A 15,343-nucleotide genomic window follows, 5' to 3' on the forward strand; every position below is an offset into this window, starting at 1 on the left:
TGTACGCATGCCGCCTAAAAACAGTGACCTGCGTCATCCCCGCACGAGCCGCAGGATCACGGCCGACGTCGTGGTGGTCGGGGCGGGCCTGTCGGGACTGGTGGCAGCCGCCACAGCCTACGCAGTGGGCAAGACGGTGGCCGTCCTGGACCAGGAGCCGGAAGCCTCGGTCGGCGGCCAGGCCCATTGGTCCTTTGGCGGCCTCTTTATGGTCGATACGCCGGAGCAGAGGCGGCTCGGCGTGCGGGACAACGCGGACCTCGCACTTTCCGACTGGCTGGCCTCCGCGGCTTTCGACCGACCGGTGGATTCGAACGCCAGGCAATGGGCCGAGGCCTATGTGGACTTCGCCGCCGGTGCGAAGCGGGCCTGGCTGAAAAGCCTCGGCGTTGGCATCTTTCCGTTGGTCCAGTGGGCGGAGCGGGGCGGGTACGGGCCGCAGGGCCATGGAAATTCAGTACCCCGCTTCCACGTCACCTGGGGCACGGGACCAGCCCTGGTGGAACCTTTCCTGAGGAAGGTGCTCGAGGGCGTCGAAGCCGGAAGGGTGTCGCTTCACTTCCGGCACAGGGCGACAGCCCTCACCATCACGGCCGGTTCGCTGACCGGCGTCGTCGGAGATGTCCTGGAACCGTCGACGGCGGTGCGGGGCCAGGCCTCATCCAGGCTCCCCGTTGGGGACTTCGAGGCAGCGGCAGGAGCGGTTGTGGTGACAACCGGGGGCATAGGCGCCAACCACGCGGCAGTCCGACGCCAATGGCCAGGAGGGCGACCACCCGCGGAGATGCTCAGCGGCGTCCCCGCCTCAGTAGACGGTAAATTCCTTTCAGTGGTGCAATCCGTCGGCGGCGCCATGATCAACGGCGACCGGATGTGGCACTATCCCGAAGGTATCCACAACTACGATCCCGTGTGGCCGATGCACGGTATCCGTATTCTTCCCGGGCCATCATCCTTGTGGCTCGATGCGGAAGGACATCAACTGCCGGCGCCATTGTTCCCGGGGTACGATTCCCTGGGCGCCCTCCGTCACATTGTGGCAACAGGCCACAGCCATTCGTGGTTTGTCCTCAACCGCACCATCGCCCTCAAGGAACTTGCTTTGTCAGGTTCGGAACAAAACCCTGACCTGACCGGCAAGGACGTCAGGCTCCTTGCGTCGCGGTTGAGGGCGGGAAGCGACTCCCCCATCCAGCGGTTCCTGGACCGCGGTGTGGATTTCCTGCAGGCAGCCACCCCCGGGCAGCTCGCGTCGAAGATGAACCAGCTGGCCGGGGGCGACCTCATCCAGCGGGAGTCCTTGGAGTCCCTGGTCAGCGCCCGGGACCGGCAGGTATCCAGTGGGCTCGGCAAGGACCCGCAGCTTGCGGCCATCAGGGCAGCGAGGCGGTTTGCCACCGACAAGCTGATGCGAGTGGCTCCCCCGCACCGTCTGACCGACCCTGCGCACGGGCCACTCATCGCCATCCGGCTCTCGGTATTGACCCGGAAGAGCCTGGGCGGCTTAAGGACAGACTTGGCCTCGAGGGTTCTGGACGATAGCGGACAGGCAATTCCAGGGCTCTACGCAGCCGGGGAGGCTGCCGGGTTCGGCGGCGGAGGCATCCACGGTTACCGGGCACTGGAAGGGACATTCCTGGGCGGCTGCCTCTTCACCGGAAGGGCGGCCGGAAAGGCAGCAGCGGCTTTTGTCTAAGCTGGAGCCATGGAATGGACCGCTGACATCCTGGGAACCGGCTACCAGTCCTGCAGTATCGACGCAGCAGGACCGGATGGCGTGATCCGCCATGCCACGCTGATCCGACACGACGCGGATACACTGGCCCAGGCCCAAAGCGGCGACGACGGTTCGGTGCGACGCCTTGGCGTTGTTTTGTTCCTCCATGGATGGAGTGACTACTTCTTCAACACCGAGCTCGCCGAGTTTTGGTCGCGCCAGGGCTATGAGTTCTATGCCCTGGACCTGCACAACCATGGACGGAGCCTCCAGCCCGGAGATCCCGGTGGCTATGTCGCCAACCTGGCCGACTACGACGCCGAAATCAACCAGGCCATTAACGCGATTCACCAAGGACGTGCCGGATCCACGGCGGACAACCTGACACTCATGGGCCACTCGACAGGCGGGTTGGTAGCCGCCCTCTGGGCCAGCCGACACCCTGAACGAGTCCAGTACCTCATTCTCGACAGCCCCTGGCTGGAGATGCATGGGAGTTCCATGGTCCGGCGGACAGCGAACGCCATGGTAGCGCCTTTGGCGAGATTCCGTCCCGAAACGGTCCTGAAACTGCCGGAGCGTGGTTTCTATTTTCGCAGCATCAGCAGCTCCGCGGAGGGTGAATGGCACTTGGACGAAAAGTATCGGCCGCCCTTGGCCTTTCCTGTCCGGGCGGGCTGGCTCCGCGCCGTTTTCGCCGGGCAGTCGCAGGTGGCCCGCGGCCTGAACCTGGAAATGCCGGTTCTGGTCCTGATGTCCTCAGCCAGCGCAAACGGCATGAGGTGGCGCGAGTCCATGCGCCGTTCAGACGCTGTGCTCGATGTAGGCGTAATGGCTTTGCGTGCCATGGCACTGGGCCGGACTGTGACTTTGGAGCGTATCGATGGTGGCCTCCATGACGTATTCCTGTCGGCACCTGCCGTGAGGAAGGACGCCTACGGCCGCCTGGCCCGATGGATCAGGGGCTTCATGCAGGACAAAGCACCGGATGACCACCATGAGGGGGACAGATGAGCGCCGCAGGTAAAACCGGTGCCGGATGGGAAAACGACGTCTTGGGCCACGGCTATGAATGCTTGGACCTGCCCCTTAAGCCGGATGAGGAGGGACAGGTCAAGGCGACGCTGGTCAGGCACGCGCCTCCCGTCGCCCACCCCGCCCCGCAAGGTGTACTGGACTTCCTGGTGTCCTTTACCAAGCGCCATCGTCGCGCCACCCCTGCGGATCCCGGAGGTGCCCCGCGGGCCGTCCTGTACCTCCACGGATGGGCGGACTACTTCCTCCAGACCGAACTCGCCGAATACCTCACAGCCTCCGGTTTCCACTTCTACGCGCTGGACCTGCGGAAGTTCGGCCGCAGCCTCCTCCCCGGACAGACTCCCGGATACACCTCCGACCTTGGTGTTTACGACGAGGACATTGCGGCAGCCTTAGTGGAAGTCGAACGGGACGTGATGGCCCGGACCGGCAACTCCACTGCACCCACCATCCACATGGTGGCCCACTCCCTGGGCGGTCTCATCGCTGCCCTGTGGGCTGACCGCAACCCGGGCAGAGTGGGCACCTTGGTACTGAATTCACCGTGGCTTGAACTGCAGGGAAGCAGCTTGGTCCGAAGTATCGCCATGCATCTGGTTGAACCTTTTGCCCGAACGGACCCGAAAAGGCCCTTCAGGTTCCCCGAGATGCCGGCGTACTGGGAAAGCGTCAGCAACGAAGCCCACGGCGAGTGGATCCTGGATCCGGTCTGGCGACCACGGGCGTCCTTCCCGATCCGGGCGGGATGGACCAAAGCAGTGCTCGCCGGCCACGCTGCCGTGGAACGTAAGCTCAACATTGACGCGCCGGTGTTGGTCCTCTTATCCGGACGGACCCGGATCCAAGCGGAATGGACGGCGGACCTCATGCGGGCCGATGCCGTCATCGACGTCGAGGAAACATCCCGACGTGCGCTGGGCCTGGCCCGGCGCACGGCCGTCTTCCGCTATCCCGGAGCCATTCATGATGTGTTCCTGTCCCGACGCACAGTACGCCAGCAGGCCTATCGGGACGTCGCCGTCTGGCTTGCGGCATACCCCTACTGAGCAGGCACACCTCGTATTAGCGCGGCCGTGCTATTTGATAGCGGGGGCGGCATCAATCGCACCACCGTAGCGGCGATCCCGCTTGGCGTAAATCTCCACGGCCTCCCAGAGCGTCCGCCTGTCAACGTCCGGCCACAGAGTGTCCATGAAAACGAACTCCGCGTAAGCCGACTGCCAGAGGAGGAAGTTGGAGAGGCGCTGCTCGCCGGAGCTGCGAAGGAAGAGATCCACATCCGGAAGGTCGGGTTCATCCAGGTACTTCTGGATGGTCTTCTCCGAGACAGAGCCAGGCTTCAACCGCCCCGCCGCCACGTCCTGGGCAATGGCTGCGACCGCGTCAGCGATCTCCGCCCGTCCCCCGTAATTAACACACATGGTCAAAGTGCAGGTGTCATTGGCCCGCGTGTAGTCCTCGGCCTCTTCCAATTCCTTAATCACCGAACCCCACAGTCGTGGCCGACGACCGGCCCAGCGGATCCGGACTCCCCACTCGTCAAGCTGATTGCGTTGACGACGTAGCACGTCCTTGTTAAACCCCATGAGAAACCGGACTTCATCAGGCGAACGCCGCCAGTTCTCGGTGGAGAAGGCATAGACGCTGACGTACTTGATGCCCAGCTCGATCGCACCGGCCATGACGTCCAACAGTGCCGGCTCCCCTGCCTTGTGCCCCTCTACCCGGGGCAGTCCCCTCTGGTTGGCCCAGCGCCCATTGCCATCCATGACAATGGCCACGTGCTGCGGTATGAGCTCAGTGGGTATCTTTGGTGGCACTGCCCCGGAAGGGTGTCCATAAGGCGCAACCACTGGCGCCGTCCTCGCTACTGTTGACTTGTTCTTTTTGCCAAGTGCCACTGTCAGCTTCGCTCCACATGTTTGAGTGATTTCACGGCACGTTCCAAATGCCATTGCAGGTAACTGGCCACCAGCCCCGCGCTTTCCCTGCGATGCCGGGGATCCGAGGCATCGGCAATGCTCCAATTGCCTGTCAGCAGCGCTCCGAGGAGTTGCACCGTTTCCGGTGCGGGAGCCGGAGAACCCGGAGGACGGCAATCGCTGCACACCATTCCGCCCACCGGCGCCGCAAATGCAGTGTGGGGGCCGGGACGGCCACATCGGGCACAATCCGTAAAGCTTGGTGCCCAGCCACCGGTCGCCAGGGCGCGCAGGAGATACGAATCCAGAATGAGTTCGGGCGGGTGGTCGGAGCGACTCAAAGAGGCCAGTGCTCCAACCAGCAGATTGAATTGAGCGGTCCCCGACTCGGTGTCGGCATCCGTCAATTTCTCGGCTGTCTCGGTCATTGCGGCCGCCACGGTGAACCGGCCGTAGTCGGCGGCTATGGCGCTTCCGTAGGCTCCTTTGGCGACTGCCTGGGTCACGATGTCGAGTGTTCGGCCGGACACGAGTTGCAGGTCGGCGACCATGAACGGCTCAAGGCGCGCTCCAAACCGGCTGCTGGTTCTCCGGACTCCCTTGGCGACGGCCCGTACCTGCCCATGGTGCTTGGTCAGCAGCGTAATGATCCTGTCCGCCTCGCCCAGCTTGTGGGTACGGAGCACTACGGCATCGTCCCGATAGGACCGTGCTGCAAACGACGGATTGGCCACAACTAATCTTTGCACTTCGCGCCGGTCGGGCGTGACCGCCGGACGGTGTGGTGACTGAAAATCCAGCCACCACACCGCAGGGTTCTATGCCTGGGCGTCGCGGACTGCCCGGTTTACTGCCGAGATCAGGGCCTTCAGTGATGACGTGGTGGTGCTGGGATCAATCCCGACGCCCCAGAGTACGCGTTCACCGACAGCGCATTCGACGTACGCTGCCGCACTCGCGCTGCCGCCTTCAGACAGTGCATGCTCGCTGTAGTCGAGCACCCGCACGTCCACGCCGTCCTGGTGCAGGATGTCCAGAAGTGCCGCGATGGGACCGTTGCCGTGACCTGTTCGGCGTACTTCGGCGCCGTCGATCCTGAGGTTCGCGTTCATGGTCATGGCGCCGGACTCGTCAGTCTCGGTGCTCACGCTGCCCAGGGTGTAGCGGCCCCATTGCGCCTGTTCTTCGTCAGAGGGGAGGTACTCGTCCTGGAAGATCTGCCACAGCTGGGCGCCACTGACCTCACCGCCCACAGCGTCGGTGCGTCGCTGGATGACACCGGAGAACTCGATCTGGGCCCTGCGCGGCAGGTCCAGGTTGTGCTCATTCTTCAGCAGGTAGGCGACGCCACCCTTGCCGGACTGGGAGTTAACCCGGATGACGGCTTCGTAGCTTCGGCCGAGATCCTTGGGGTCGATGGGCAGGTACGGAACCTGCCACGTGAAGTCATCCACCGACTTGCCAGCAGCCGCGGCATCCTTCTCGAGCGCCTCGAAGCCTTTCTTGATCGCGTCCTGGTGCGAACCGGAAAACGCGGTAAACACGAGGTCTCCACCATACGGGGAGCGCTCCGGCACCGGCAGTTGGTTGCAGTACTCCACCGTGCGGCGGACTTCATCGATGTCGGAGAAGTCGATCATGGGATCAACGCCCTGCACGAACATGTTCAGGCCCAAGGTCACCAGGTCCACGTTGCCGGTGCGCTCTCCGTTGCCGAACAGGCAGCCTTCAATCCGGTCGGCACCTGCCAGGTATCCCAGTTCAGCAGCAGCCACGCCAGTCCCGCGGTCGTTGTGCGGGTGCAGGGAGATGATGATTCCCTCGCGCGGGTGCAGATTGCGGTGCATCCACTCGATCGAGTCCGCGTAGACGTTGGGTGTCGCCATTTCCACCGTTGCCGGCAGGTTGATAATGACTTGCTTGTCCGCGGAGGCCTCAAAGACATCGGCGATGGCATTGCAGACGCGGGCAGCGTACTCAAGCTCGGTGCCCGTGAAGGACTCCGGGGAGTATTCGTACGTGATGTGCGTGTCTTGCAGCGTCTCTTCGTACTTCTTGCACAAGCGGGCACCCTGCAAGGCGATGTCCATGATGCCGTCTTCGTCCTGGTTGAAGACCACCCGGCGCTGCAGCACGGAGGTGGAGTTATAGAGGTGGACGATGGCCTGCTTGGCGCCCACCAAGGACTCGTAGGTCCGCTCAATCAGGTGCTCGCGCGCCTGGGTCAGGACCTGGATGCTGACATCGTCAGGAATGTGGCCGCCTTCGATGAGCTGCCGAACGAAGTCGAAATCTGTTTGAGATGCCGAGGGGAAGCCAACCTCGATCTCCTTATAGCCCATCTTGACGAGCAGCTGGAACATCTTCAGTTTGCGTGCCGGACTCATCGGATCGATCAGTGCTTGGTTTCCGTCCCGCAGGTCAACCGCGCACCAGCGAGGGGCCTTGGTGATGACTTTGTCAGGCCAGGTGCGGTCCGGAACATCTACAGTGATCTGGTCCTGGAACGGCAGGTAGCGGTGAATCGGCATACCGGAGGGCTTTTGTGCATTACGCATGATGTGGCCTTTTCTGTAAAGAACTAAGTGAAAGCTTAGCCGGACACAACGGAACTCCGCGGCGAGGATGGCCCAGCGTCAGATAGCTTTCAGGCCTCGCCGCGGCAGCTAAGAAGAAGCATTTCCGCACGCACAAATTCACAGTAACACGATGCGTATGATGACAGTGCAACACCTCATGCAACGTCCACTATGCAGACGCCACGACGGTGGAAACGCCGGCTGCAGCGTCCACACAAGGAGCCACAGTGCCACAGTCGGGGATCACTCTTTCCAACATCGACCACAACGTCCGGCCCCAGGACGACCTCTACCAACACGTCAATGGCGCGTGGCTCAACAGCACGACGATCCCGGACGACCGCCCGTTGGAAGGAACCTTCACCGCACTGAGGGACGGTGCCGAGCTTGCCGTGAAGGCGATCATCGAAGAAGCCGCCGCAAAAGCGGACTCAGCTACCGGCGTCGAACAAAAAGTCGGCGGCCTCTATGCCAGCTTCATGGATGAAGCGGCGGCAGAGGAAAAGGGCTACGAGCCGGTCCGCGGCAGGCTCCAGGAGGTTGAATCCGTAGACTCCCCGCAGGAATTGGCAGCGCTCATCGGGCAATTGTTCCGATCCGACGTCTCAGGCTTGTTCTCCATCTACCCTGCGCCGGATGCCGGCAATCCCGAACGCATCCTTCTCTACATCGGTCAGGGCGGCCTGGGGTTGCCTGACGAATCGTACTACCGCGACGAAAAATTCGAAGAGATCGTGACGGCCTACGGTAAATACATTGCCGCCATGTTCAACCTCGCGTCCATCCCCGATGCAGAGGCCGCCGCCGGGCGCGTGGTTGCCCTGGAACGGGCGCTGGCCTCGCATCACTGGGACAACGTCACCCTTCGGGATCCGCAAAAGACCTACAACCTCAAGACCGCAGACGAAGCGCGGGCGCTGTTCCCCTTACTGGACACGTGGTTTGAAGCGGCTCGCGTGGACCAGGACAAGCGGAGCGAGCTGGTGGTGAGCACGCCGGACTTCTTTACGGGAGCCGCTGCACTCCTGGAATCCGAGTCCCTGCAAACGTGGAAGGAATGGCTGACCCTGCGCATCCTGAGCTCGGCAGCCCCATATTTGTCGTCCGGTTTCGTCGAGACCAACTTCGACTTCTATGGGACCACGCTCAGCGGCACGCCCCGCAACAAGGAAAGGTGGAAGCGCGGCGTAGCCGTGGTGGAAGCTGCCCTCGGCGAAGCAGTAGGCCAAATCTACGTTGAGCGGCATTTTCCTCCCGGTCACAAGGCCCGGATGGAGACACTGGTGGGAAACCTCATCGAGGCCTACCGGGACAGCATTTCAGCGCTCACCTGGATGAGCGAAGAAACCAAGGTTGAGGCCCTCAAGAAGCTCCAGGCCTTCCGGCCCAAGATCGGCTTCCCCGAGAAGTGGATTGATTACTCGGCCGTCGAGATCGACCCCGCTGACCTTTTGGGCAATGTAGAGCGTGCACACAATGCCGACGTCGACAGGCACCTTGACGAGATCGGCAAGCCGGTGGATCTCACCAAGTGGCTCATGACGCCACAAACCGTCAATGCCTACTATCACCCGATGCTGAATGAGATCGTCTTTCCCGCCGCGATCCTCCAGCCGCCATTCTTCAATGCCGACGCGGACGACGCCGTGAACTACGGCGGTATCGGTGCCGTCATTGGACACGAAATCGGCCATGGATTCGACGATCAGGGGTCCCAGTTCGACGGAACGGGCGCCCTTCGGAACTGGTGGACCGAAGAAGACCGAACTGCCTTTGAAGCCCTCACCACCAAACTGGTGGCACAGTACGACGCCCTCTCCCCCTATGCCGCCCCCGACCACAAGGTGAACGGAAAACTGACTCTGGGTGAGAACATCGGCGATCTGGGTGGCCTCGCAATCGCCTACAAGGCCTACCTCCTCAGCCTGGACGGGGCGGAACCTGAAGTCATCGACGGCTTCACCGGACAGCAGCGGTTCTTCATGTCGTGGGCAGCCGGATGGCGCCAGGTAATCCGCACTGAGGAAGCAATACGGAGGTTGGCCACCGACCCGCACTCCCCCAACGAGTTCCGTACCAATGCCATTGCCCGCAACCTCGACGCTTTCCACCAGGCGTTCTCCGTGGCCGAGGGCGACGGAATGTGGATGGAACCCGGAGAACGGGTCAGTATCTGGTAAGCAGCCGACGAGCTAACCAAAGAGGCCGGGCCATCTGGCCCGGCCTCTTTGGGCTTCAATAATTATTGGTCGATATACAGCGGATTGACCTGCTGGCAGACGGCGTCGCTGGCTGTCTGATTAACAACGTCCGGCGGTACCGAAGCAGCCCCATAGACCAAGCCCGTTCCGAAGTCAGTGCCCACATAGAGCTGAACACCGGCGACTCCCGCTGCCTGCTGGACCTGCGCGGCAGGAATACCGTAGAGGGTCGCCACATCGGCGGCCACGTCCGCAAAACCGGCTCCGTAATAGACCACGGTCCGGTCCACCGGGTTGGCCAGGTAGGACACAGCCTGGGTGAAGCCGTTACCCGTGAGGACGGCCATTACTTCCTGGGCCCTGGTGGCTACTCCGCTGCCGTTGGCAACCGCTACCGGCTGGATGGCCTTGTTGTAGGCGGGCACGGCTGGCGTCGTAGCAGTTGGCTGGGCTGCCGGGCTTTGGGAAGCGGCCGGGCTCGAGGTCGCACCCGGCGTGGTGAGGTCAAGATCGGCCCGCAGTGCCGAGAAAAGCTGCGATGCCTGTGGTTCGGCCAGCTCCAGTCGGTTCGGATCGATGGCAGCCGGCTGGGTGGGAACAGCGACGAAGGCCACCTTTGAGACATCAATGTCCTTCAGTCGCCCGCCGATCGTCAGCAGGGACGGCACGGAAGCCAGTCCGTTGTCGACCGTGAGGTTCTGCGTTACGACGTCGGCAATTTGCAGCAGCCGCTGCGGGTTGCCCAAAGTACCTTCGTCCTTGAGCTTCCTGGTCATCGACGAGAGGAAAGCCTGTTGGCCCTTGATCCGTCCGAGGTCGCCACCATCACCAAATGCATGCCTGGTTCGCAGGAACGCCAATGCCTGTTCGCCTTCAACCAGGGAATTGCCCTTGGGGAGGCGGAGCCGGGAGTCCGGATCGAAAACGGGGTCGCTGACACAGACACTAACGCCACCAACAGCTTTGGAGAGCTCCTTGACAGCGTTGAAGTCCGCCATCATGAAGTGGTCGATCTCCAGGCCGGTCAGTTTGTTGACCGTGTCCACAGCGCAGCCGATACCGGCCTCTGCCATGGCCTCATTGATCATCACGCCACTTCTGGCGGGAAAGGTCTGGTTGTTGGTGTGGTCCGTACACTGCGGCACATCAACCAGCAGGTCGCGTGGGAAGCTCATGACATTGACGCGCTTGTTGTCCGCGGAAATGTCCAGCAGCATCATGACATCGGAATGCCCGTAGCCGGTGGAGTCCTCAGAGGTGCCGTAGTCGGAGTTTTTTCCGTCACGGGTGTCCGACCCAAGAATGAGAATCTGCAACCGGTCGGTTTTGTCGTTCGCTGCCGCAGCTCCCGAATCCCGGTTTTCGCCGGCGCTGAGTGGGGCTTTGGTGATGTTCGACTGAAGGCGGACAAACCAGAATGCGGCAAAGGCGACGCCGGCAACCAGCGCCAAGGAAACCACGCCGGTCGTAATTTTCAACCAGAGCGGCAGCCCCTTGCGTTCCTTCATGTGCCGGGGAGTGCCATCAGTATCCTCCCCATGGCGTCCCGCAACGGGGCCGGCGGTGCCGGTGCCCTGCGGGCGGGCGTCACGACGTCGCACTATTCGGTTTACCTTTCCTTAATCACCTGAATCTCCGCAATCATAGTTGCCAATTCTGGGAAGTTCCCTATCGGAGGAGCACTGCGCAGGATCGTGTCCCGGGAAACCTAGAACCCGAGTTTCACCAACTGCTTGGGGTCGCGCTGCCAGTCCTTGGCCACCTTGACGTGGAGATCAAGGTAGATCCGGGTGCCCAGAAGGGTTTCGATGCCTTTTCGGGCGTTCGTTCCCACTTCCCGCAGGCGGCTCCCGCCCTTACCGATGATGATCGCCTTTTGGGACGGCCGCTCAACGTACAGGTTGACACGGACGTCCAGCAGCGGGTTGTCCTCGGTTCGGCCTTCGCGGGGAACAATTTCTTCGACCACTACTGCCAGGGAGTGCGGAAGCTCGTCCCGGACACCCTCCAAAGCAGCTTCCCGGATCAATTCGGCGATCATGACTGCCTCGGGCTCATCAGTGAGTTCGCCGTCAGGGTACAGCGGCGGCGACGACGGCATGTGGCTGATCAGGACATCGGCAACCGTTGAGACCTGGAAGCCATCCGCCGCGGAAACCGGGACAATGTCTGCCCAGCCCTGTTCACCCAGCACATCCCGGCCCAGTTCAGCGACGGCGAGCAACTGCTCGGTCAATGCCTGGCGGTCCACCAGATCGGTCTTGGTCACGATGGCGACGATCGGCTTGCGACCCACTGCGGCCAACTGTGCCGCAATGTACTTGTCGCCAGGGCCGATTTTCTCATTGGCCGGAAGGCAGAATCCAATGGCGTCAACTTCGGACAGGGTGTCTGCCACCAGATCGTTGAGGCGCTTGCCCAACAACGTGCGCGGCCGGTGGAGACCTGGCGTGTCAACGAGGATGAGCTGCGCGTCGTCGCGGTGCACGATGCCACGGATGGTGTGGCGCGTGGTCTGCGGTTTCGCGGACGTGATGGCCACCTTTTGCCCCACCAAGGCGTTGGTGAGGGTTGACTTGCCGGCATTGGGCCGGCCGACCAGCACGGAGAAACCTGCGTGGAAGCCACCGAAGTCCTGATCGGCGTCGAATTTCTTATTTTGCTTGCTCACGTGGAACTCCCTGTTGCGTTGAGTCGGCGTCTTCGAGGAGGTCCTCAAAGTCAGTGTCTTCCTTTGGGATGGCTGCCGCAATGATGTGGCTGACCCTGTTTCGGCGACCCTCAAGCCTATCGGCCCGTAGCGACACTCCGTTCACCTCCACGGAACTTCCGACAATGGGTACCTGCCCCAGTGCCTTGGCGAGGAGGCCACCGACAGTGTCTACCTCGTCGTCGTCGAGGTCCATGTCGAACAGTTCGCCCAGGTCATCGATGCTCATCCGTGAGCTGACCCGGTACGTGCCATCCCCCAGATCGATGGCCTCTTCAGCGGCGGCGTCGTATTCATCCACGATCTCACCCACGATTTCCTCGATCAGGTCCTCGAGGGTAACGAGGCCGGCTGTGCCACCGTACTCATCAATGACAATGGCCACGTGGGTGGATTCCTGCTGGAGTTCGCGGAGGAGGTCACTGACCGGCTTGGACTCCGGAACGTAACGGACATCCCGGGCCAGCGAGTCGACGTCGTGGGCCTGGAGCCCTGGCTCCGTGCGGTGCAGGGCCGCTGCCACGTCCTTCAGGTAGAGAATTCCACGGATCTGGTCCGTGTTTTCACCGATTACCGGGATTCTCGAATAGCCCGAACGCAGGAACAGGGCCATGGCTGTCTCCAGGTCCGTGCCGGTTCCGATGGTGACAATGTCAGTACGGGGAACCATGACGGAGCGCACCAGGGTGTCCCCGAAGTCGAAAACAGAGTGAATGAGTTCTGCCTCGTTGTCCTCGATCATGTCGGATTCGGCTGCCCGGTCCACGAACTCGCGGAACTCTTCCTCGCTGACGAACGCGTCATCACCGGCTGGAGCGCCGGGCGCCACTGCCTGTCCCAGCGCCACAAGCCATCCGGGAATGGGTCCGAGGATCCAGCAGAGGAACCTGATCAGGGGCGCGGTGAACCGGACTACCGGTCCTGAGTGCGCCCTGCCCAATTGCCGGGGGGAAACCCCTACCAACACAAAACCGATGACGGCCATAATGCCGGTGGCCGCGAGGCCCGCAAGCCATACGTTGTCCAACAGGCTGTGAAGGACGACGGCGACTGCCACCGCAGCCGCCATCTCGAACCACACCCGCCAGAACCGCAAGGCGCGCATGTGCGCGATGGGGTTCCGCAGGATGCCGCCCAGGGCCTTGCCCTTGTTTCGGCCTATGGATTGTTCGGCTTCATGCCGGGGCAGGAAGTTGAAAGCAGCCTCCGCTGCGGTCAGCAAGGCGACGAAGCTCAGGAAAACCAGCGCCATGCCGACCAGGATGATCGAGGTCACTGCATGGTCTCCATGGGGGCATCCTTGCCCAGGAATTCAGACAGCAACTCACGCTGCAAACCGAACATCTCGGCTTTCTCCTCAGGCTCTGCATGGTCGAAGCCAAGCAGGTGGAGAATGCCGTGGGTGGTAAGGAGCAGCATCTCGTCCTGTGTCGGGTGTCCCGCGTTGCGCGCCTGCACCTCGGCCACCTGGGGGCAAATGGCGATGTCCCCAAGCATGCCTTGGGGCGTCGGCTTGTCCGGAGTACCCGGCGTCAGCTCGTCCATCGGCACCGAAAGAACGTCCGTGGCTCCGGGCTCGTCCATCAGCTCGATGTGCAGTTTCTCCATGGCAGGCTCGTCCACCAGCAGGATGGACAGCTCGGCCTGGGGATGGATGTAGAGACGCTCAAAGATGAAGCGCGACAACGTCACCAACTGGGCCTCGTCCACCGCGACGCCGGACTCGTTGTTTACTTCGATGCTCATTGACGTTCTCCACGCTTGTGATGGGTGTTGGCGTCGGCGCGATGCGCGTCATCCCAGTTGCTGTAGGCCGAGACGATGTCGGCTACCAAACGGTGCCTGACGACGTCGGCGGCTTCAAGGATCGAGAAATTGACGTCGTCGATCCCCGTGAGGATTTCCCGGACGATGCGCAGGCCTGACGTCGCCCCGAACGGAAGGTCGATCTGGGTGACGTCTCCGGTGACTACCATCTTGGATCCGAAACCGAGTCGGGTCAGGAACATCTTCATCTGTTCGGGTGTGGTGTTCTGCGCTTCGTCAAGAATGATGAAGGCGTCATTCAAGGTGCGGCCACGCATGTAGGCCAGGGGCGCTACCTCGATGGTCCCGGCGGCCATCAACCGCGGTATGGATTCAGGATCCATCATGTCGTGGAGGGCGTCGTACAGCGGACGAAGATAGGGATCGATCTTGTCGCTCAGCGTCCCGGGCAGGAACCCCAGGCGCTCCCCTGCTTCGACGGCGGGCCGCGTCAGGATGATCCTGCTGACTTCCTTCGTTTGCAGCGCCTGGACGGCTTTCGCCATGGCAAGGTAGGTCTTGCCCGTACCGGCGGGGCCGATCCCGAAGATGACCGTGTTGTCGTCGATGGCATCAACATAGTTCTTCTGGTTCAGCGTCTTGGGGCGGATGGTCTTGCCCCTGCTGGAAAGAATGTTGTGGGTCAACACGTCTGCAGGATTTTGCACTGATTGGGTGCGCAACAGTGAGACAAGTTGCTGCAGAACGTCAGGGGTCACCAGCGTGCCCTTTGACACCAGCCCACGGACTTCCTCAAGCAGACGCATCACCCGGGAAATATCGGTGGACGGACCTGTCATGGAGAGTTCGTTGCCGCGGACGTGGAAACTGACGCCTTCGAACTGATCCTCGATGTAGCGCAGGGCTTCATCGTGGCTTCCCAACGAGTGAACCATCTGGTCGGAGTTGTCGAACGTGACAATTTCCGTGCGCGTGCCCGGTAAGCTGTGCGGGAACTCAGTGGGCGGCAGGTTGCCGTTTCCGGTCCTGAGCCGTCCGTTCAAAGATTCACTCATAGTGTTGGCCGTATGGCCTGTTCTCCTCCGGTTCGATGGTGTCCTGGCAATAATCCTACGCCAGCCCGTCCCTCATGGACCTCACCTGAGCCGTCCGTCCAAGCCACAAAGGGATGGCCGACATTTTGTCTCAACTCTGCATCAAGCCGGTATCAATCATGTTTCAGTTGCTCCGGGCCCCCTCATTCCCGGCCGGCAGCCGTCGGCGGTGTGCCAAGCTGGCATAGCGGGTGGACAAAGCGCCCCGCAGCCACGCCGACCCGGCGAAGGGTTGCCAACGATGCACCGCAGGACAGGAATCCCCATCAGCAAGCCAGGAAAGACCGCGCAGGGCGCACACAAGCGGAAGAAGTC

At 62.0% G+C, this 15,343-nt stretch carries 12 protein-coding genes; 4 read left to right on the forward strand and 8 right to left on the reverse strand.

Going from position 1 to position 15,343, the window contains the following annotated elements:
- The first annotated feature begins 7 nt into the window (after positions 1–7).
- The 3 genes from QRM57_RS04500 to QRM57_RS04510 are packed head-to-tail and all read left to right on the forward strand — an operon-like array spanning position 8 to position 3,801.
- On the forward strand, positions 8–1,696 hold the full coding sequence (locus QRM57_RS04500; RefSeq protein ID WP_284985728.1) for an FAD-binding dehydrogenase: 1,689 nt from the start codon (positions 8–10) through the stop codon (positions 1,694–1,696).
- 9 nt (positions 1,697–1,705) lie between these two features.
- Entirely contained in the window at positions 1,706–2,731 is a 1,026-nt protein-coding gene (locus tag QRM57_RS04505) for an alpha/beta hydrolase (RefSeq protein WP_284985729.1), read from the forward strand.
- The gene (locus QRM57_RS04510; protein ID WP_284985730.1) at positions 2,728–3,801 is read left to right on the forward strand and encodes an alpha/beta hydrolase; all 1,074 of its coding nucleotides are present in this window, start codon (positions 2,728–2,730) and stop codon (positions 3,799–3,801) included. The genes QRM57_RS04505 and QRM57_RS04510 overlap by 4 nt, the downstream gene beginning before the upstream one ends.
- 30 nt (positions 3,802–3,831) lie before the next feature.
- Here QRM57_RS04510 and QRM57_RS04515 read toward each other — a convergent pair whose 3' ends face one another.
- The 3 genes from QRM57_RS04515 to leuA all read right to left on the reverse strand — a co-directional run bounded on the left by QRM57_RS04515 (position 3,832) and on the right by leuA (position 7,235).
- Positions 3,832–4,656 (reverse strand): isoprenyl transferase, encoded by an 825-nt coding sequence (locus QRM57_RS04515; protein WP_284985731.1) that lies wholly within the window; start codon positions 4,654–4,656, stop codon positions 3,832–3,834.
- A gap of 2 nt (positions 4,657–4,658) precedes the next feature.
- Positions 4,659–5,411: a DNA repair protein RecO gene (recO, locus tag QRM57_RS04520; protein WP_284985733.1), complete on the reverse strand. Its 753-nt coding sequence runs from the start codon at positions 5,409–5,411 to the stop codon at positions 4,659–4,661.
- Positions 5,412–5,495: 84 nt separating this feature from the next.
- Positions 5,496–7,235, reverse strand: a complete 1,740-nt coding sequence (gene leuA / locus QRM57_RS04525) for a 2-isopropylmalate synthase (protein WP_235520708.1) — start codon at positions 7,233–7,235, stop codon at positions 5,496–5,498.
- A gap of 248 nt (positions 7,236–7,483) precedes the next feature.
- Here leuA and QRM57_RS04530 point away from each other — a divergent pair, with 248 nt between their 5' ends.
- Positions 7,484–9,436 carry a M13 family metallopeptidase gene (locus QRM57_RS04530; RefSeq protein ID WP_284985734.1) on the forward strand — a complete coding sequence of 651 codons (1,953 nt, stop codon included), beginning with the start codon at positions 7,484–7,486 and terminating at the stop codon, positions 9,434–9,436.
- A gap of 62 nt (positions 9,437–9,498) precedes the next feature.
- On the opposite strand, the gene QRM57_RS04535 is transcribed toward QRM57_RS04530, so the two are convergent.
- The 5 genes from QRM57_RS04535 to QRM57_RS04555 form a co-directional block, all read right to left on the reverse strand.
- Positions 9,499–11,058, reverse strand: coding sequence for an LCP family protein (locus tag QRM57_RS04535; RefSeq protein WP_284985735.1), 1,560 nt, complete (start codon positions 11,056–11,058; stop codon positions 9,499–9,501).
- 107 nt (positions 11,059–11,165) lie between these two features.
- On the reverse strand, positions 11,166–12,128 hold the full coding sequence (gene era / locus QRM57_RS04540; protein WP_257368030.1) for a GTPase Era: 963 nt from the start codon (positions 12,126–12,128) through the stop codon (positions 11,166–11,168).
- Positions 12,112–13,443, reverse strand: coding sequence for a hemolysin family protein (locus tag QRM57_RS04545; RefSeq protein ID WP_235520712.1), 1,332 nt, complete (start codon positions 13,441–13,443; stop codon positions 12,112–12,114). Before QRM57_RS04545 ends, era begins: the two co-directional genes overlap by 17 nt.
- Positions 13,440–13,913 (reverse strand): rRNA maturation RNase YbeY, encoded by a 474-nt coding sequence (gene ybeY / locus QRM57_RS04550; protein WP_235520713.1) that lies wholly within the window; start codon positions 13,911–13,913, stop codon positions 13,440–13,442. The genes QRM57_RS04545 and ybeY overlap by 4 nt, the downstream gene beginning before the upstream one ends.
- Complete coding sequence (locus QRM57_RS04555) at positions 13,910–14,989, reverse strand: PhoH family protein (protein WP_284985736.1); 1,080 nt, start codon at positions 14,987–14,989, stop codon at positions 13,910–13,912. The genes ybeY and QRM57_RS04555 overlap by 4 nt, the downstream gene beginning before the upstream one ends.
- Positions 14,990–15,343 lie beyond the last annotated feature (354 nt).

It is taken from the genome of Arthrobacter sp. fls2-241-R2A-172 (genome assembly GCF_030208885.1).
Classification (GTDB): Bacteria; Actinomycetota; Actinomycetes; order Actinomycetales; family Micrococcaceae; genus Arthrobacter.

Coding starts and splice junctions, on each gene's coding strand:
- QRM57_RS04500 (WP_284985728.1), top strand. CDS start 8: ATGCCGCCTAAAAACAGTGACCTGCGTCATCCCCGCACGAGCCGCAGG.
- QRM57_RS04505 (WP_284985729.1), top strand. CDS start 1,706: ATGGAATGGACCGCTGACATCCTGGGAACCGGCTACCAGTCCTGCAGT.
- QRM57_RS04510 (WP_284985730.1), top strand. CDS start 2,728: ATGAGCGCCGCAGGTAAAACCGGTGCCGGATGGGAAAACGACGTCTTG.
- leuA (WP_235520708.1), bottom strand. CDS start 7,235: ATGCGTAATGCACAAAAGCCCTCCGGTATGCCGATTCACCGCTACCTG.
- ybeY (WP_235520713.1), bottom strand. CDS start 13,913: ATGAGCATCGAAGTAAACAACGAGTCCGGCGTCGCGGTGGACGAGGCC.
- QRM57_RS04555 (WP_284985736.1), bottom strand. CDS start 14,989: ATGAGTGAATCTTTGAACGGACGGCTCAGGACCGGAAACGGCAACCTG.